The 17,447-nt window shown below is 59.9% G+C and carries 15 protein-coding genes; 3 read left to right on the top strand and 12 right to left on the bottom strand.

Features of this window, described 5'->3' with window-relative positions; translation table 11 throughout:
* Window positions 1-84: 84 nt before the first annotated feature.
* Window positions 85-1,938, bottom strand: coding sequence for an SLC13 family permease (locus ACUNV4_RS15350; protein WP_430879460.1), 1,854 nt, complete (start codon window positions 1,936-1,938; stop codon window positions 85-87).
* A gap of 418 nt (window positions 1,939-2,356) precedes the next feature.
* Between ACUNV4_RS15350 and ACUNV4_RS15345 the strand changes: the two genes are divergently transcribed.
* Window positions 2,357-2,929, top strand: a complete 573-nt coding sequence (locus tag ACUNV4_RS15345) for a hypothetical protein (RefSeq protein ID WP_430879459.1) — start codon at window positions 2,357-2,359, stop codon at window positions 2,927-2,929.
* Window positions 2,930-2,978: 49 nt separating this feature from the next.
* Here ACUNV4_RS15345 and ACUNV4_RS15340 read toward each other — a convergent pair whose 3' ends face one another.
* Window positions 2,979-3,323: a RidA family protein gene (locus tag ACUNV4_RS15340; protein WP_430879458.1), complete on the bottom strand. Its 345-nt coding sequence runs from the start codon at window positions 3,321-3,323 to the stop codon at window positions 2,979-2,981.
* 157 nt (window positions 3,324-3,480) lie between these two features.
* Between ACUNV4_RS15340 and ACUNV4_RS15335 the strand changes: the two genes are divergently transcribed.
* Entirely contained in the window at window positions 3,481-5,946 is a 2,466-nt protein-coding gene (locus tag ACUNV4_RS15335) for an endonuclease/exonuclease/phosphatase family protein (RefSeq protein WP_430879457.1), read from the top strand.
* A 45-nt stretch (window positions 5,947-5,991) separates the two neighbouring features.
* On the opposite strand, the gene ACUNV4_RS15330 is transcribed toward ACUNV4_RS15335, so the two are convergent.
* Window positions 5,992-7,014, bottom strand: a complete 1,023-nt coding sequence (locus ACUNV4_RS15330; protein ID WP_430879456.1) for a DnaJ domain-containing protein — start codon at window positions 7,012-7,014, stop codon at window positions 5,992-5,994.
* A 144-nt stretch (window positions 7,015-7,158) separates the two neighbouring features.
* On the opposite strand from ACUNV4_RS15330, the gene ACUNV4_RS15325 reads away from it, so the two are divergent.
* Window positions 7,159-8,094: an SRPBCC family protein gene (locus ACUNV4_RS15325; protein WP_430879455.1), complete on the top strand. Its 936-nt coding sequence runs from the start codon at window positions 7,159-7,161 to the stop codon at window positions 8,092-8,094.
* Here the strand turns inward: ACUNV4_RS15325 and ACUNV4_RS15320 are convergent.
* The 9 genes from ACUNV4_RS15320 to ACUNV4_RS15280 form a co-directional block, all read right to left on the bottom strand.
* Entirely contained in the window at window positions 8,063-9,562 is a 1,500-nt protein-coding gene (locus ACUNV4_RS15320) for an aldo/keto reductase (protein WP_430879454.1), read from the bottom strand. The genes ACUNV4_RS15325 and ACUNV4_RS15320 overlap by 32 nt on opposite strands.
* A 55-nt stretch (window positions 9,563-9,617) precedes the next feature.
* A complete protein-coding gene (locus ACUNV4_RS15315; protein ID WP_430879453.1) occupies window positions 9,618-10,904 on the bottom strand; it encodes an ABC transporter substrate-binding protein in 1,287 nt (428 codons plus the stop codon).
* Complete coding sequence (locus ACUNV4_RS15310; protein WP_430879452.1) at window positions 10,901-11,917, bottom strand: branched-chain amino acid ABC transporter permease; 1,017 nt, start codon at window positions 11,915-11,917, stop codon at window positions 10,901-10,903. The genes ACUNV4_RS15315 and ACUNV4_RS15310 overlap by 4 nt, the downstream gene beginning before the upstream one ends.
* Window positions 11,914-12,825: a branched-chain amino acid ABC transporter permease gene (locus ACUNV4_RS15305; protein WP_430879451.1), complete on the bottom strand. Its 912-nt coding sequence runs from the start codon at window positions 12,823-12,825 to the stop codon at window positions 11,914-11,916. Before ACUNV4_RS15305 ends, ACUNV4_RS15310 begins: the two co-directional genes overlap by 4 nt.
* The gene (locus ACUNV4_RS15300) at window positions 12,806-13,564 is read right to left on the bottom strand and encodes an ABC transporter ATP-binding protein (RefSeq protein ID WP_430879450.1); all 759 of its coding nucleotides are present in this window, start codon (window positions 13,562-13,564) and stop codon (window positions 12,806-12,808) included. Before ACUNV4_RS15300 ends, ACUNV4_RS15305 begins: the two co-directional genes overlap by 20 nt.
* On the bottom strand, window positions 13,561-14,358 hold the full coding sequence (locus ACUNV4_RS15295) for an ABC transporter ATP-binding protein (RefSeq protein ID WP_430879449.1): 798 nt from the start codon (window positions 14,356-14,358) through the stop codon (window positions 13,561-13,563). Before ACUNV4_RS15295 ends, ACUNV4_RS15300 begins: the two co-directional genes overlap by 4 nt.
* Entirely contained in the window at window positions 14,355-15,407 is a 1,053-nt protein-coding gene (locus tag ACUNV4_RS15290) for an aldo/keto reductase (RefSeq protein ID WP_430879448.1), read from the bottom strand. The genes ACUNV4_RS15295 and ACUNV4_RS15290 overlap by 4 nt, the downstream gene beginning before the upstream one ends.
* Before the next feature lie 6 nt (window positions 15,408-15,413).
* Window positions 15,414-15,788, bottom strand: a complete 375-nt coding sequence (locus tag ACUNV4_RS15285; RefSeq protein WP_430879447.1) for a TIGR04076 family protein — start codon at window positions 15,786-15,788, stop codon at window positions 15,414-15,416.
* A 145-nt stretch (window positions 15,789-15,933) separates the two neighbouring features.
* Complete coding sequence (locus ACUNV4_RS15280) at window positions 15,934-17,355, bottom strand: alpha/beta hydrolase (RefSeq protein ID WP_430879446.1); 1,422 nt, start codon at window positions 17,353-17,355, stop codon at window positions 15,934-15,936.
* Between the last annotated feature and the right edge of the window lie 92 nt (window positions 17,356-17,447).

Here is a 17,447-nt window from a genome sequence, read left to right as displayed (position 1 = left end):
GCGACCTTTGCGGCAAGCCGGGCGTTTCATGGGCTTGCGATACCGATGGGAAGAGGCGGGGTGCGCTCCGCCGCCGGTGATCCGTTACATGAACAGATTCATGACCACCAGGCTGACCACGAGGTACAGCACGGTCATGATGCCGCCGACGCGCATGAAGTCGGCCACACTGTAACCACCCGGACCCATGATCAGGGCGTTGACCTGATTGGTCGGAATCAGGAAAGCGTTGGACGTGGAGATGGCCACCGTCAGGGCGAACATGGCCGGGTCGGCACCGATGGTCACCGCGATATTGACGGCCAGTGGCACCAGCAGCACCGTTGCGCCGATATTCGACATCACCAGAGTGAAGAAGGTCGCAAGGCCAGCGATGACTGTCTGCATGACCCAGATGGGCACGTCGCCGATGACTGTCAACAGATGATTGGCTATCCAGATGGCCGCGCCCGAGTGATCAACGGCAATACCCAGCGGAATCAGGCAGGCGAGCAGAAAGACCGTCTGCAGGCTGACGGCATCGTAGGCTTCATCGATGGTCAGTACGCCAGACAGGATCATGCCCAGCGCACCGGCCAGCAGCGAGATGGAGAGGGTGTCCGTGAGCAGGAACAGGACCAGCGACAGAACGAAGAAGATGATGGCCGGCCGCAGCTTGTTGGTGCGGATGTCCTCGTATTTGACATCGGTGGCGACCACCACATCGCGGTTGCTTTTCAGCTTGTGCAGGTCTTTCCAGCTGGAGTGCACGACCAGCGTGTCACCTGCCTGCAGGACCGTATCGCGAAAGCCACTCTTGATGACGTGATCGGCGCGGTAGATCTGCAGGATGTTGGCGCCAAAATTGCGCCGTGGCTTGATTTCGCCAATGGCCTTTCCGACCAGCGTGGAAGCAGGGGGGATGACCACCTCTCCGATGCCGCTGTATTGCTGGTTGAGAACCTTGGCAAATCGATCCGGTTCACCGCGCAATGTCCAATGGTATTCCTTGCAGAAGGCCTCCACCTCTTCCGGATCGCCCAGCAGGCCCAGACGCGTATTCACCCAGACGGTCTCTTCCCTGTCGGGCGGGATCTTGACGACATCACCGCTGTACAGTGCCAGGATGAAGGGTGTGTTTTCGTAGGTCTCCTCGATCTGGTGGATGCTCAGGCCCACCATGGGACTGTCAACCGTTACCTGTGCCTCCAGCAGGTCTCCACTGATGCCGTACAGGCTCTGGAAATAGTCATCCGTTCGTGATGTCCGGTTGGAGTCGGGATCGTCCTTGGGTAGCACGAATCGTCCGGCCAGAACGAAGTAGAGCACGCCGGTAATGCTCAGGGCGATACCGACCGGCAAGACCGAAAACAGGCCGAAACTCTTCATCTGCTGGTCGGCAGGCAGCTGCTGGTTGGACGACAGCAGCAGATCGTTGAGCAGGATCAGTGGGCTGGAGCCGATCATGGTGGCGGTTCCACCCAGGATGATGCAGAAACCGACCGGCATCAGCAGGCGGCTCATGGGAATGCCGGTACGCGTCGAAACGCGACTGACCACTGGCAGGAACAGGGCGGCAACGCCGATGTTCTGCATGAAGCTGGAAGCCAGAGCTGCGATACCCGACATGAGCGGGCTGATACGGTTTTCGGTCTTGCCTCCGATGGAGAGTATCAGCTGGGCCAGTTTGCCCATGAGGCCGGTCTTGTCCAGACCCTTGCCGATGATCATGACGGCGATGATGGAGATCACCGCGTTACTTGAAAATCCCGAGAACAGTTCAGTCAGACTGAGGATGGGATCCAGACCGGGTACGCGGGAAACCAGTCCGAGTGTCACCATGATCATCAGGGCGGCGACATCGACCCGCACGACCGAAAATGCAAACAGATAGACCGTCGCGGCAAGCAAGAACAGCACAATTGCCATTTCTGCCGTTAGGACTACCATATCGGTCATAGTGAATTCAGGTTTCCAGATACTGTGGTTGGCAAGCGTACAGAGACAACGGACGCTGTGGTGACTGGCAGATGAAGCGTCAGTGCCACCGAATGATCAGGGCAAAAAGCACGCCATCCATGACACCGGAAGCGATGGGATAATGCCGGAGACTGGTCTATAGTCTAGCCAGAAGGACTCGCATTCCGAGATGATCGACTTGTCCGGAGCGCTTGCAGCCAGTGTACCAGCAGGGCCGGGCGGTTTGGCTACTGTCAAGTGTCAGCAATCTGTTAATTCTTACTATTGCGCCCGTATATCCTGTTTTCTTCGTCGCCCGAACATGATTGATCAGAATTCGAACTATATTCAACCCTAAGTCTGGCCCGCAACTGTCGTTCAATGACGGTAACGAACAGTCGTCTTCCGAATCGGATACATGAAAATACAACTCTCCAGTACTCTCCCGTTTACCCCGGTGCAACTCGACTCTCGGCATGACGCGCCGCGCCGGGCGGTTGGCCAGCTGTTCGGGTTCGACGGAACACGAGAATTCCGCACCGCCGTCTACGAATTCAGCCACGGAGATGACGATCGCATCCAGTACCAGATCGATCCGCGGGAACGCGTCTATCTGGATGATGTGGCCGCCAATGATGCCGATGCGCCGGCCTTGCCAGTGGACACTTCGGACAACGAGCCCGACGGTTCGCTGGAATGGGTCACGCACGACGAGTCACTCACCTACAAGCCTTACGCGTTTCTGGTCATGAACGCCATGACGAAGCTGGTCGGGCAGTGGGATGGTGTCGTCTACCAGGCGCCCAGTGGCGAACGTCTGCGAGATTCCGTCTGGAACGCTACCTTGCAGGTGGTGGACGCCTGCGTCTGCAACAAGCTGGGTCTGTGGGTCAAGGTCGACATGGCGGCCGACAAGGGGACTGCGAATGAAACGGTGCAGGCCGCATCCCGCTCACTGGGTTGGGTACCCTTGCAGGCGACTGCCAGCTGACAGTCTTGCAGCGCGCGCCGCACGAGCTGTGCGGCGACGCCTCAGCGACTCATTTTGCCGCAACGACCATCATTTCCACCCTGAACTCGGCAGTCGCCAGTCTGGGGGATTCGACACAGGCGCGAGCGGGCGGGTTCTCAGGGTCGATCCAGGCATCCCAGACTTCGTTGAGCTCGGCAAAATCGTCCATGCTGCACAGCCAGATGGTGGTTGTAAGCACCTTCGATTTGTCCGTGCCGGCCTTGGCCAGCAAGGCATCCACTTGAGCCAGAATGCCGGCTGACTGCTCGGCGACCGTCTCGCCCGAGGCGACCTGGCCTGCCAGGTAGACCGTATCGCCGTGTACCACGACCTGTGCCATGCGCTGGTTGGCGTCCATTCGGGTAATGCTCATCGTCTTGTCCCTATCCTGTCATTGCTGTTGTTGCCGAGCGGGCGATGATACACCGGGTCATGATGCTGTCACTGCGTCTCTATAGGCTGTGGACGCGAAATTGGGCATCATGTAACTTCCGGACCAGGGTCCGGCAAGCTGCGAGGGAAAAAAACGGATGAAACAGTACTACATACCGACATCGTTTCTGTTACTGGTTGCGGCCGCCTGGGTGCCATCATTGCGCGCAGCGGGTCAATGCGGTGAGGACACCGCCATCTTCGAGATCCAGGGGGCGACGCATGTCTCCGTCTTGCAGGGGCAAACGGTGGATACCTGCGGTGTGGTCACTGCCACCGCCTTCAACGGCTACTATCTGCAGGATGCAATCGGTGATGGGGATGACGCCACGTCTGATGGCATCTTTGTCCTGAACAGTGGCGAGCAGCCGCCGGTGGGAAGCGTGCTGGAACTGCGGGCCACGGTTGCGGAATTCATCGCGGGCGGCGTGTCGAGCGGAAATCTGTCCACGACCACACTGGTTGATGTCGAGGAAGTGAGCATTCAGGGCGAAGCCGAGTTGCCAGCGCCGGTGTTGCTGGGTCTGGATGGACGGCATCCTTCATCGACTGTCGTGATCAGTGACAGTGAAACGCTCACGGACATCAACCTGCAGCTGGCAAGCGATGCCGCGGAGACGCCTTTCAATCCGGATGTCGATGCCATCGACTTCATGGAGTCGCTCGAGGGCATGCTGGTCAGCGTGTCGAATCCGGTGGCTGTCTCCGGCGTGCGTCAGTTTGGCCGCTTCAGTGCCGAGGTTGTTGTGTTAGCCGATCGTGGCGCCCTGGTGGAGCCGGTGGAAGCGCTGGGCGAGCGTGGCGTTCTGTTCCTGCAGCCAGATATCGACAACCGAGGCGATCAGAACCCGGAGCGCATTCAGATCCAGTTCGACGGCACCCTCTACGGCAGTACCGATTACCCGAACATCAAGGTGGGCGACACGCTGGAAACCATCACCGGTGTCGTGGGGTACAGTTTCGGCAACTATGAAGTCAATGCACTTGGACCGGTAACGAGCGTTGATGGAGGTCTGCAGGCCGAACGCAGTACACTGGTGGGCAGCCCGTCCGACCTGTTGCTGGCCAGCTACAATGTACTCAACCTCAGCGCCGTGGAGGCCGATGCCGAGCAGCGACAGGCCATCGCCAGCCAGATTGTCGATTCACTGAACGGGCCGGATATCATTGCCTTGCAGGAAGTGCAGGACAACAATGGTGATATCGGCGATTGCAGCGGTGATGACACCTCCGACTGTGCCGGTGTGCTGGATGCCTCCGACACCTTGCAGGCGCTGGCCGATGCCATCGAGGAACAGGGCGGACCCGCCTACGCCTTTGTCAATGTCGATCCGCTGGTGGAAACCACGGATGACAACCGCGATGACATCGATACCTTCGGTGGCGCCTCGCTGGGCAATATCCGCAACGCCTTTCTATACAACCCGGAACGTGTCACCTTGCTGGACCATCAGGGCATTACCCGGGAACAGCTGGCCGAGCGAGGCTCGAGCGTGCCTGATGCCTTCGATACCTCGCGTGACCCGCTGGAGGCTGTCTTCGAGTTCAATGGTCGCCGTATCACGCTGCTCAACAATCACTTTTCCTCGCGCTTCGGGTCAAGCCCGATCTTTGGCGGACCGCAGCCCTTCGTGCAGGCCGGTGAAGAGGCGCGCGCGGCGCAGGCCCTGGCCATGCATGAACTGGTTGCCGCAGAGCTCGACGCCGATCCGGATGCCAGAGTCGTGGTTCTCGGCGATCTGAATACCTTTCAGTTCACGGATGAGCTCAGTGAGGTTCTGCCTGCTGCCAGTGATTCGCGGCTGTTGCACAACCTCATCGAGACGGTGCCCGGTGGTCAGGCGTATTCATTCAACTTCGAAGGCAATGCGCAGGCTCTGGATCATGTGTTCGTGACCGACTCCTTGTTGCAGGGCGCTCAGGCAGATTATGTCAACGTCAATGTCGATTTTGCACGGCTGTTCGATTCCGTGGTGGCCAGTGACCATGAGCCGGTGCTTGTCCGGGTCGACATGAGCGGTGCCGTGCAAGCCGAGACGCTGGCCTTGACCGGCGCGGTGTACTCCAGTACCGCCCTGGAGCTGTTCTGGAATTACGATGACCTGCAGACAAGCCCTGTTGGTGTCGACATCCTGCGAGACGGGGTTCGGATCGCGGGTAATGATGGCCGCAGTTTCTTTCAGGAGGGGCTGTCCCCGGACACGGTATATCACTATGAGGTCTCGGCCTTCGATGCCCGGGGTGACATCGTGGCGAGCGGCAGCATCAGTCTGCAAACAGCCGTGGGCTATCCCGTTGCGCCGGCAGTGCAGGTGGCCAGCCTCACCGGCCTGGTGTATTCCTCTTCCGCACTGGAACTGTTCTGGCAGCCGCCGGCGGACAGCGATGAGTATTACCTGTACCAGGTGGTGCGCGATGGTCACTTGCTGGAGACCAATGACGGACGCAGCTTCTTCGATTCCGGATTGCAAGCGGATACCGACTACGCCTACGAAGTGCTCACCGTGGATCGGCAAGGCATGGCCGGACCGGCGGTGTCCCTGTCGCTGAAGACCAACCCCTGATGCTGATGGCCGAGCCACCGTGCCTTGTTGACGGTGGCTCGGTGCTCAGGCAACCGTGGAGAAGACGGTTCCCGGTCGTGCCTTGATATCCAGGGTCAGAAATTCCAGGCCTGCCTGGAAGGTATCGCCGCCATTACCGGGCTTGCAATACCGAACCTGACAGATGGCTGTCAGGAGACTGGTTTCCAAAAGCACCTTTGCATTGCCTGTCAGTGCCTGCGCGCAGCCAATGGCACAGCCCGCCAGGGACAGGTCCTGCAGATTGCCGGTTATGGCAATATCCTTCGGCCAGCGTGTCCAGAGCGTTACCGTATCCCTGACATCGTGACGGTAGATGCGCCGAAGTTCGTCGGACAGGGATTGTGGCAGTTCTTCCATTGGCAGCGATGGAGCCGCACAGCGCAGACAGTATTTGGTGGCTCCGTAGGGCTGACGTCCAAGCGTGGCATTGGCTCGGGTGGCGCCACAGAACTGGCAGTGAGGTCGGGCGGGCAGGCTGCTGAATGTCGTTGCAGCCCGGTCTTCGTCGGTGTGCTGTCGCTGTCCGTTCGTCTGCCGGTAATGCGCCTTGCCCGAGTCTCCGGTTGGGCGGTTCGGCGAGTCATGCGGAGAGCTCGCTCGTGATTCCCGGGAGGTTTCATCGGTGGATTCGCGTGATTCGCGTGATTCGTGTGATTCGTGTGATTCGTGTGATTCGTGCGAAGCCTTGTTCGCGGAACCGCGCGACGCATCTTCCGTCGTGTGCGAGCCGGGCCGCTCCGCTGCCTGTGGGCGCGGAGTGCCGCCTGCGTTCTCCGAGGACGGTCGAGTGCCGGCAGCCGCTGGTGCGGACTGAGCTGCGGCCCGTCTGGCCATATCGCGCAGCTGCTCATCGTAGCGGGCACGGCGTTCCGGATCGCACAGAGTGTCGGCCGCCAGATTCAGCAACTGGGCCAGTGACGGATCGCCACCGAGATCCGGGTGATGTCGCAGTTTCTGCATCATTGCACGGTAGCTGGCCTTGATGACCGGCGCAGGGGCATCTGGCAGCACATGCAACAGCTGATAATAGTCTTGCCTGGTATCCACACCTCTCTAGCGGCGAATGGGGGTCTGTGCTGAAGGGCGCCTGCCGCAGATTCGGCATCATGCTGCCGGTATCCCGATTCTGGCTATACCCCCGCATGCCACCGTTTGCTAATCTGGGCAGGTTGCTATTGTGGAGTAACCAGCATGCCAGCACTCAATGCTCAAGCGTCCATCGATATTTCGGCTCCCCTGAAGGATGTCCATGATGTTCTGGTGGATTTCCACACCTGGCCAGTGTGGTCTCCGTGGCTGTACCTCGAGCCGGATACGCAGGTGAGTTATCGAGGAGAGACCGGTCAGACGGGTCATGGCTATGACTGGGTGGGCAACAAGGTGGGTGCCGGCGGCATGACGCTGACGGCAACCACGGGGGACAGGATCGAGTGCGACCTGCAGTTCCTGAAACCCTTCAAGTCCTTTGCCCGGGTGACGTTCGAATTGCAGGAAACGGCGCCGTCGAGTACTCGTGTGGTCTGGCTCATGGACAGCCGCCTGCCTTTCTTCATGTTCTTCATGAAGGACACCATGAACGGCATGATTCGCTCTGACTACCGTCGCGGGCTGGCCCTGCTGAAGGATCATGTCGAATCGGGAAAAGTGCCTTCCCACAGTGAATTCGTGGGTACCGTCACGGTTGATGGTTGTGATTACATCGGCTGCCGGTCCAACACCGACATGACGAACATCGCCGAGTCCGTGGAGCACAGCTTTCAACGCTTGTACGGGTCAGAGGCCGGCAGAAAGTTTCACAGCGGTGGCAGAGCGTTCTGCTTCTACGAGCGCATGGACTACAAGCGTGACGCCTGCGTGCACATCGCTGCACTGCCTACGCAGGGCAGGGTCGAGGTGGAGAGCCCGCTGCTCTCGGGCAAGCGACCCTCCTGCAATGCCCTGAAGGTGGTGCATACCGGTCCCTACCGACATCTGGGAAATGCCTGGTCTCTGTTGATCAGCGAGTCACGCCATCAGAAACTCAAGGCGTCCAGAACCGTGTCTCCGTTCGAATGCTATCTGAACGATGCGGAGACCACGGCAGAGGACGAACTGGTCACCGAGCTGTTTCTGCCGTTGCAGGGATGACGGCCTCTGCTTCGATCTCCACCCGGTATTCGCCGACCAGTCGACTGACCTCGATCAACGTGTTGGCTGGCATGCAGTGGCCCAGATAACGGCCATGGACACGCGATACCGTTTCCCAGTCATCTGCATTGCTCAGGTAGATGCGAGTTCGCACCACGTCATCCAGGCTGGCTCCCAGCGAGGACAGGCTGGCTGATATCTTGTCCATGACATAGGTGGTCTGGGCACGCAGGTCGTCAGCACCGATGACCCGGTCACTGTGGTGAGTGGCGGTGGTGCCACTGACAAGCACACGATTGCCGTCACGCACTGCCCGGCTGTATCCACAGATGGGTTCGAATTCGCTTCCACTGGAGATACGCCAGCGATCGTTGCGACCTGCCACAGCCTCTCTGGTGAAGACCGGCGGCAGGGAATCGAGATGGTCACTCAGATCCCCCGAGGCGGTGAGAAAGGGTGGGCGCCTGTACTCGGTGCCGCAATCCCCGGCGATCGGAGTCAGCTGACGGCTGCTGTCCGTGATGCTTGCCATGTCATCCGACGACAGATTCAGTGCCAGCAGTTTGCGGTTGTCTTCCCGGTGCTGACTGTCCGTCAGACGCGCGCCGACAATCACCCCGGTGACGGCCGCCTGCTGCATGACCCAGCGTGTCGCCACGTTGGCGATGGACACCTGGTGCCGTGCCGCGATATCTGCCAGCAGCTGCAACATCTGTTGATAGGCCTGCCAGCCACCCGCCGCCTGTATGAAGCGCTGATACTTCATCTTGCTCCAGTCGGGAACGGCCGCCGGTTCCGCAGCGCCGAGCCAGCGATCCGAAAGAAAGCCGCCCGCCAGAGTGCCGTAGGCCAGCAGACGCACGCCGCTGTCCCTGCACAGTTGGGTCATGTCGCCCAGTGCGCGAGGATCGAGTACCGACAGGCAGACCTGGTTGGAGACGATCTCGTGGCCACAGCTGAGCAATACGGCGAGATGATCGGTATCGAAATTGGTCAGACCCAGGTGACGTATCAGGCCTTCCTGACGAAGTTCCATCAGGTGATCCATGACATCGATGTATCCGGGATGATCAAAGCTCCACCAGTGCAATTGCAGCAGATCGATGGTCTCCATGCCGAGCCGCTCCAGGCGTTCCTCGATGCCGGTACGCACAGCCTCCCGCGTGCATTGGTGAGGCTGTGGGCACCATTTCGTGAAGAGTTGTATCGGGTTGTCTCCACGGTGGCTGGCATCGATCAGCTTCTGCCGGGCAAGGCCGGCAATCAGTTCGGCGCTACCATAATGATCCGCCATGTCGAAATGCGCAAAGCCTGCGGCCGCGTAATCCATGAGATCTGCGGCGGCCGCTTCTCTGTCCAGATCCTGACCACCACGCTCGAGGTCGGCGACCTGCCACAGACCGGTGATGAGGGGGGTGTCCTGCAGGCCCAGCGAGTGCAGGGCCTGCGTCTTGTTCTGATCTGTCATGTGCAGTCGTATGACTTGGCTGATTCTTCGTGCGTGTATCGAGAGAGGTCGGATTCTACTGGTTCGCCAGCGTACCGATGAAGGCGTCGACGTCAGCCAGAGGGTAATAGGCCGCTTCTTCCACACCGGTTTCACTGAACGTCCAGGCCACGGCCGGGGCGGAGACATCGCCATTGGCATCGAATACCACGGCACCGGTCGCGCCCTGATAGGAAATGTTCTCACCGGCTGCCAGCAGTTCGCGCGCCTGCTTCAGTCCTGCCACATCCGGGAAGATGGGCGTGCCATCGGGATCGGTGACCCGGGGCACACTCGCCGCAATGGTGGCACCTTCGAGCTCTGCGGCCGCGTCCATCGCCAGCAGGGAGATCATGACCGCATCAAAGCTGTTCGGCAGTCCGGGACCATTGGGCTCGGCACTGAACTTGGCCTTGTACATGTCGACAAAAGTGGTGGCCGAGTCGGTCCGCGGCGGGGCAGAATCATGGCCGATCAGTTTTTCCAGATACTGCATGCCGACGCCATCGCGAAACTCATCGGATTTGAGCGAGTTGGCTGCCACGAATTCCTGTGTGCCACCCAGTGACAACCATTCCCGAACCAGGGCGATGCCCTCGGTCGGGTACAGAGCCAGATAGATTGCCTCGGGTCCGGTCTTCAGCATCGAGGTCACTTCTGCCCGGTAGGATGGCTGTGCATCGTTGATTGCCGCAGAGGTCGTGACCTCGATACCCAGGGTCTCCAGGTCGGCGGCGACCAGCTTGCCGATATCCTGGCCCCAGTCATCATTCTTGTAGAAGATGCCGACACTCTTGTATCCGCGATCCTTGATCAGCTTGGCCGCGATGGCGGCCTGGTTGCGGGTGGTGGCAAAGGTTCTGAACCACAGGCCTTTGGTCTTGCCCTCTCTGGCGACATCGGTAAACGCGGTTGACGAGGAGCAGCAGGACATCTGCATGACACCGGAAGGCGCAGTGACCGATGTCAGGATGGGCATGGAGACGCCGCTGGACACGGCGCCAATCAGCACGGGCACCTTGTCCAGATCCACCAGCGCCTTGGCCGCATCCACACCGATCTTGGGATCGGTCTGCGTGTCTCGCAGCACCATCTCGACATCGCAGCCCTTGACACCGCCGGATTCATTGTAGAGCTCCACCGCAAACTGGGCGGTAGCAGCGATCGGTCGTCCCCAGTCCACCGAGGTCGGCAGAACGGCACCGATTTTCGTGGTGCAGTCGGCAGCCTGTGCAGAGGCAAGAGGCGCCATCAGGGACAGGCCTGCGAGCAACAGCAGGCAGGTTGAATACAGACGGGTCATGAATGCAATGCGTTTTTTCACTGTGTATTCTCGGCTGGGTGGCTTGGGGAACGGGATGAGGCTGATGACTGAGCTGCAGCATCAGGGTTGGCTGGTGGGTAGGGGTGGACACTGAGTTTCTCCGGCAGCAGGCCGCGAGGTCGCCACAGCAGGGAGAACACGATGATGGAACCCACCAGGATGTACTGGATGGAGCCGGTGTACAGCTGCAGATGGGTCGGTACGATGGCGGTCAGCAACCAGCCGCTGCCGACCCAGGCACCCCAGACCACCAGCGTACCGAGCACGGCTCCGGCATTGTTGCCACTACCACCGACAATCAGCATGGCCCAGATCTGGAAAGTCAGGATGGGGGCCAGATCCTGGGGACTGATGAAGGCGTAGAAGGTAGCGTACAGGGCACCGGACAGCCCCATGATCATGGCACCGATGATGAAGGCCGTGAGCCGTACCGCGGAGGGTGATTTACCCAATGAGCGGGCCGCCCGTTCGTTTTCCCGCACGGCCCTGAGCAAGCGGCCGAATGGGGAGCGCACCAGAATTTCCAGAAACAGGAAAACCAGACTGACACACAGCACCACGAAGAACAGAAACAGCAGGTTGTAGGCAAAGCTGTTGCCGACCAGCGCTTCGAACGGGCGTTCGAAGCCGCGCAATCCGGTGGCCCCGCCGGTCAGCCAGCTGGCATTGCGCATCAGGGATTCCATGGCGATGGCCACGCCGAAGGTGGCGATTGCCAGATAATCGTGGCGCAGCCGCGTGGTGGCCAGGCCGACGAGCAGAGCCAGCAGACCTGCGAGCGCTATACCGCCCAGCAGGGCAACAGGGTAGGGCAGGGAAAAGCCGCCTAGACCATCGATTCTGTCCGGCCCGCCCAGCAGGATGATGCCATAGGCGCCGGCCCCGAAGAAGGCAACGATGCCGCCATTGAACAGACCCGTATAGCCCCATTGCAGGTTGAGACCGAGCACGGCTATGGCCATGATCAGCGCGATGGTCAGAAAGAAGGCGAGATAGGAAATGATGCCGATCACCGTTCTTCTCCGAACAGGCCATTGGGGCGCAGATAGAGCACCAGCAGAATGATGAGGAACGGCACCGCCGGTTTGTAACCGGCAGGAATGATCAGCAATGCCAGGCTGGATGCAAGGCCGACGATCAGGCCGCCCAGGGCCGCGCCATGGATGCTGCCGATACCGCCGACGATGGCCGCGGCAAACAGCGACAGGACCAGATCACGGCCCATGACCGGGCTGAGCTGGTTGTTCAGTGCATAACAGACACCGGCGATGGCCGCCAGGGCGCCGCCGAGCAGCCAGGCCAGCCGTACCATCGACGCCAGATTGATGCCGTTGATCTGTGCCAGCACCGGATTTTCGGAAATGGCCTTGAGTGCAAAGCCCACCGAGGTTCTGGACATGAACAGGTGCAGTGACACCATCACCAGCAGTGTCAGTGCCAGGATGAACAGCTGGTCGGCCTTGATCAGCAACAGGGGATCGCTGCTGATCATCATCGCGAAGGCTATGTCGTTGTTGTAGTGAACCGACTTCAGGCCGTAGATTAGACCGATGACGTTGCGAATGATCAGACCGATACCAAAGGAGGCGAACACCATGGTCAATGGGCCGGCCTGTTCTCGCAGGCGCTTGAACACCAGCTTGTCGATGATGGCGGCAAGCACGCCAGTGATCAGCAAGGCCGCCAGCATGGCCAGCATCAGCGACACGGACACACTCAGCATCGGCAGTTTGCTGGACAGGGCACGGGAGAATGCAGTGAAAACGGCATCCAGCGTCAGGGTGAAATAGGCACCCATCGAAATCAGCTCGGCGTGAGAGAAATTGGCGAAGCGCAGGATATGCATGATCAGGGTCAGGCCTATCGCTCCGAGCGACAGAATCGAGCCCACCAGGATTCCGTCAAACAGACTTTGCAGCATGTGCCTCCACGCGTCGCGCGCCCATGTAGATTTCACCCAGAACAGGGTCATTCATCAATGCTCGGGCATCGCCCTCGTGCTGGTTGCGACCTTCGGCCAGCACATAGGCCCGGTCGGAGACTGTCAACGCTGCTCTGACATTCTGCTCCACCATCAGTATGGCAACCCGCGTGCGGGCAAGATCCGGCAGCATGCCAAGAACTTCCTGCGCGGCCTTGGGTGACAGACCGGCGCTGGGTTCATCCAGCAACAACAGGGAGGGCGAGGCAACCAGAGCCATCGCGATGGCCAGAAACTGTCGTTGTCCACCCGACAGGGAACCGGCTCTGGAGCTGTACCGCTCGGCCAGTACCGGAAAGAGTTCGAGCATCTCGTCGACCGCCTGACGCCAGGGCTCTTCACAGCGACGTGCTGCCAGTCGCAGATTCTGCTCGACGCTCATGGTGCGGAAGATATTGTCCAGCTGTGGCACCAGGGCAACTCCCGATTGCGAGAGTCGGTCCGGGCTGATGCCGGTGATGAGTCTGTCGTCGAGAGACACCGTTCCCGACTCCACCTTCAGCAAGCCTGCGATGGCTTTCAGCAGGGTTGATTTTCCGGCGCCATTGGGGCCGATGATACAGACGATCTCGCCATGCTTCATGGCCAGGCTGACATCCGAGATGATCGGCATGCCGGGAACATAGCCGGCGGTGAGCTGGTCGACCTTCAGGCCGGTGCTGAGTTGCGTGGCCATCATGCGGGAATGACGCTCATGTCGCCCAGATAGCTCTCCAGCAGTTCATCGCAGTCCATGGCCTCGGCCGCGGTGCCTGTGAAGATCACCCGGCCACTGGCCATGGCGATGATGGGCTGGCAATGCCGCATGATGAGATCCATGTTGTGTTCGATGATCAGAAAGGTGATGCCCTGATCATTCAGGGCATGAATCCTGTCCATCAGCAGGTTGGTCAATGCAGGGTTGACCCCGGCGGCGGGTTCGTCAAGCATGATCAGTTCCGGCTTGCCCATCAGCACGCGTGAAAGCTCCAGCAGTTTCTGTTGTCCGCCAGAGAGGTTCCTGGCAGCCTCGCCGGCAACCCGGGACAGGGTTGTGAATTCCAGGATCTCCTGCGCCCGCTGCAGATGTATTTCTTCCTGTCGGCGGATGGCCAGAGGACGAATCACGGGGGCCCAGAACGTTTCGCCCAGTTGGCCGGGTGCGGCAAGCAGCAGATTGTCCAGTACCGTCATTTCCGGAAACGGCTGCGGAATCTGGAAGGTACGGGCCAGTCCTGCCCGGTAGATCTGATCGGCCGACATGGCCTGAATGGCCTGGCCATTGAACAGGATGCTGCCTTCATCGGCACGTGCCTCGCCGACGATGGTTTCGAACAGAGTGGATTTGCCAGCGCCGTTCGGGCCGATGAGGCCGGTAATGGAGCCGCGCTCGATACTCAGGGAGACATTGTCGACCGCCGTCAGATCGGCAAAGCGTTTGCTCAGATTGCGCACTTCCAGGTGGGACGCATCCGGCGATGGGATGGTCGTCATTGTGGTGCGTTCAGGTTGTATTTCATGATGCGACCGTGCGGCCCATTGCGATCCTTCTCCAGCGCATAGACGTTGCCCAGTGGTCCGCGACGTTGCGATGTCACGGCTTCGATGCTGGCGTTCTGCGACTCGTCGAGACAGACAGCGGCGCTGGCCAGCGTGTTCCCGATGTTGGCTGCCGTGCGGGCGCCGATGATCGTGGCCGCCACCTGGGGCTGCTGCAGCATGTAGCTGGTTGCCACTGCCGAGAGCGGAACACCTTGTTGTCTGCCGATATCGGCCAGTGTTTCCAGAAGCGCCTGGAACAGGTCCCAGCCGCCGAAGTCCTCGATGATCAGACGATACTTGATGAGTGATCGGTTCTCGAATGCAAAGCCGGGGTCGGGCTGTCCCAGCCACCGGTCGGTCAGGAAGCCACCGGCCAGCACGCCATAACACAGGATCCGGATGTCATTGTCCGAGCACCATTGGCTGAAAGCGCCAGCGGGGCGATGGTCGAGCAGTGAGTATTGCACCTGTGCCGAGACCATGTCGAAATCCTTGTCGACGAAACCCTGCATGGCAGATTGGTCCCAGTTGGTGCAACCCAGGTAACGAATCTTGCCCTTGTCCCTGAGGGTCTTGAGCACATCCAGACTGGCCAGGGGGTCACCCAGTGAAAGGTCCCACCAGTAGAACTGCACCAGATGCAGTTGTTCCAGGTTCAGGCGCTTGAGCGATCGATCGATGATGGCTTCGATATCGCGATGAGTGATGGTGCTCAAGCTGTCAAGGTCCGGAACCAGCTTCGTATGCACCTGAATACGCTCTTCAACGGGGCCGCCGTCACGTTGTCGCAGCTGTTTGACGGCATCGCCGATCATCTCCTCGACGCCGGTGTAGATATCGGCGCAATCGAAGGTGGTGATGCCATTGTCTACGAAGCGCAACATGTCATCGACGGCCTGTTGGCGATCGAAGCTGCCATGCCCGCCAGCGAGCTGCCAGCCACCCTTGATGATGCGACTGATGGAATAGCCCGGACGCAGGTCGGTACGCGAAACACTCATGATCGATTATTGGCTGGATGAGGAATCTGCCCAGTGCGGGGTGCCGCGCTGGTCAGGCAGACCGGTGGTGCCGGCGTGGGTGAACCGGCGCTTGCCAGTACGTGTGATACGGAAGCGTCCACCGCAATGTGGATCGGGACAGGCAATGACAGCATCCGTGCTCATCCAGTCATGTTCACTGGTTTCTCGCTGCCGAGCCGGTAACAGCGGCAGCAGAGCAGCCAGCGGGTAGAGCGGAAATCGTCCTTCCGGACCGAAGACGAGATTTTCCCCGTGCATCATGAAGTATTGCCCTGGCTGGTGATCGCAGACCATGGGTCTGTCGGAACCGATGACCTCGATCTTGAGGTCGTACAACCAGAATTCTCTAGAGTCACTCATGAGACGGGGCAAGGCATGGGGGGCGGAAGGTGAGAAGTGACAATAATCTAACACGAACCCGGAGCGACCCGCGACCGGCTTGACCGGCGTCGCAGCGGTCAGCGATCCGGTCGGGGGAAGTCTGGATCAGTTCACAGTCTTGCAGTTACAGACAGTCTGCAGCCCCCGGCAGCAATCCGTCCAGCAGGAAGGTGGTGACGATCGAGTCCACACAGTCATTCTGACCGTTGAAGACGCTGGTATGTCCCTGATGGGAAGAGGCGAGATAATGCCCGCCAATGGCCCGTGCCATCTCTTCGGACCAGACCAGGGGAGTCTGGGCGTCCGAGGTTCCCCCAATGACCAGGGCGACGGGTGCCGTGCCGGTTGCAATCGGTGACAGTGGATCGATGCTCTCGGGCCAACCGGCACAACTGCCCGCTTGCCCGATGTAGGCTTCGGCGAACAGATCGGACAGTGCATTGAATGTCGGCAGACTGGCACTCAGTTGCTCTGCCGTCGGGCGGGTGGCGTCATCGGCACACAGTATGGCCTTGTGGATGAGCGTATCGTCCTCTGCACCGTCATCGATATCCAGTTCCAGCAGCTGCACCAGCAACTCCAGGCCGGAGCGATCCCCGCGCATCAGGTAGCTGACCAGAGGGGCAGTCAACAGTTCGCCCAGTGCCGGGTTCTGGCTGGCCTCGACTACCAGTTCTCCCAGCAGGGCCAGTTCGGCTTCCCGGTTCTCGCGCAGCAGCACGTCGACCTTTTCGATGAGCAGGTCTTGCAATCGTGCTGGATCGCAGTCGGGCTCACTGATGGTGCAATCCTGTAACAGGGCTTCCAGATTGCGCTGCATGGCTGACAGGGCTCCTTCCGCGAGCGCGCCTACCGAACTGTCCGGGCGCAGACTGCCGTCCAGAATCACTGCGCCACTGGTGTCAGGGTAGGTTTGCAAGTAGAGAGCGGCCAGTCGGGAACCATAGGAATAGCCGATGAAGTCAAGTCTGGGCAGGTCCAGAGACTGGCGAATCGAGTCCATGTCGCGGACCACATTCATCGAGCCCAGCTGCAGCAGATAGTCGCCTTCCTGCTCCAGGCAGCGTGCGGCCAGCTCGGCGCTTTGCTCGACGAACGCCTCAATGGCAGTGGCGTCCACCAGGTAATCACCGAGGAGGTCGACATCAGAGGTGTCACAGTCTATCGGCGTGCTCTCGCCGACGCCTCGTGGGTCAAATCCGATCAGATCATGATGTTGCCGAATGGCGTCCGGCACGCTATCGACCTCCTGCAGTATCTGCAGAACTTCGAGGCCGGAAGCGCCCGGACCTCCGGGGTTGAACAGCAGGGCTCCGGTAGAAGGTTGCTGGATGGCCGGTAATCGATTCAATGCAATGTCGATCATGCCGGCCCGATCATCACCGTAATTCATGGGCACTCTCAGGGTGGCGCAGTCGAGACTGTCATCTTCCGGGCAACTGCGCCAGGTCAGGACACCATCGGATTCCGCCACGGGATCATCGGAGGAGCAGGCGGTGAGCAGTACGCCACAGAAGGCCAGGGGCAGCAGTTTGTATCGTGTCATCATGGGGACTCCATTGACGGGGTTGATGTCGGGAATCACACGATAGGCAGGAGCCGTGTCGAATCGCGTAACGGTATGTACGCTGTGACGCT

This window comes from Granulosicoccus sp. 3-233 (assembly GCF_052681095.1).
This window is presented reverse-complemented; position numbering and strand designations above follow the sequence as displayed.

Bases quoted from the DNA above. Each gene is read 5' to 3' on its own strand.
- ACUNV4_RS15350 (WP_430879460.1), bottom strand. From the start codon at position 1,938: ATGACCGATATGGTAGTCCTAACGGCAGAAATGGCAATTGTGCTGTTC.
- ACUNV4_RS15345 (WP_430879459.1), top strand. From the start codon at position 2,357: ATGAAAATACAACTCTCCAGTACTCTCCCGTTTACCCCGGTGCAACTC.
- ACUNV4_RS15340 (WP_430879458.1), bottom strand. From the start codon at position 3,323: ATGAGCATTACCCGAATGGACGCCAACCAGCGCATGGCACAGGTCGTG.
- ACUNV4_RS15335 (WP_430879457.1), top strand. From the start codon at position 3,481: ATGAAACAGTACTACATACCGACATCGTTTCTGTTACTGGTTGCGGCC.
- ACUNV4_RS15325 (WP_430879455.1), top strand. From the start codon at position 7,159: ATGCCAGCACTCAATGCTCAAGCGTCCATCGATATTTCGGCTCCCCTG.
- ACUNV4_RS15320 (WP_430879454.1), bottom strand. From the start codon at position 9,562: ATGACAGATCAGAACAAGACGCAGGCCCTGCACTCGCTGGGCCTGCAG.
- ACUNV4_RS15305 (WP_430879451.1), bottom strand. From the start codon at position 12,825: ATGCTGCAAAGTCTGTTTGACGGAATCCTGGTGGGCTCGATTCTGTCG.
- ACUNV4_RS15300 (WP_430879450.1), bottom strand. From the start codon at position 13,564: ATGATGGCCACGCAACTCAGCACCGGCCTGAAGGTCGACCAGCTCACC.
- ACUNV4_RS15295 (WP_430879449.1), bottom strand. From the start codon at position 14,358: ATGACGACCATCCCATCGCCGGATGCGTCCCACCTGGAAGTGCGCAAT.
- ACUNV4_RS15290 (WP_430879448.1), bottom strand. From the start codon at position 15,407: ATGAGTGTTTCGCGTACCGACCTGCGTCCGGGCTATTCCATCAGTCGC.
- ACUNV4_RS15285 (WP_430879447.1), bottom strand. From the start codon at position 15,788: ATGAGTGACTCTAGAGAATTCTGGTTGTACGACCTCAAGATCGAGGTC.
- ACUNV4_RS15280 (WP_430879446.1), bottom strand. From the start codon at position 17,355: ATGACACGATACAAACTGCTGCCCCTGGCCTTCTGTGGCGTACTGCTC.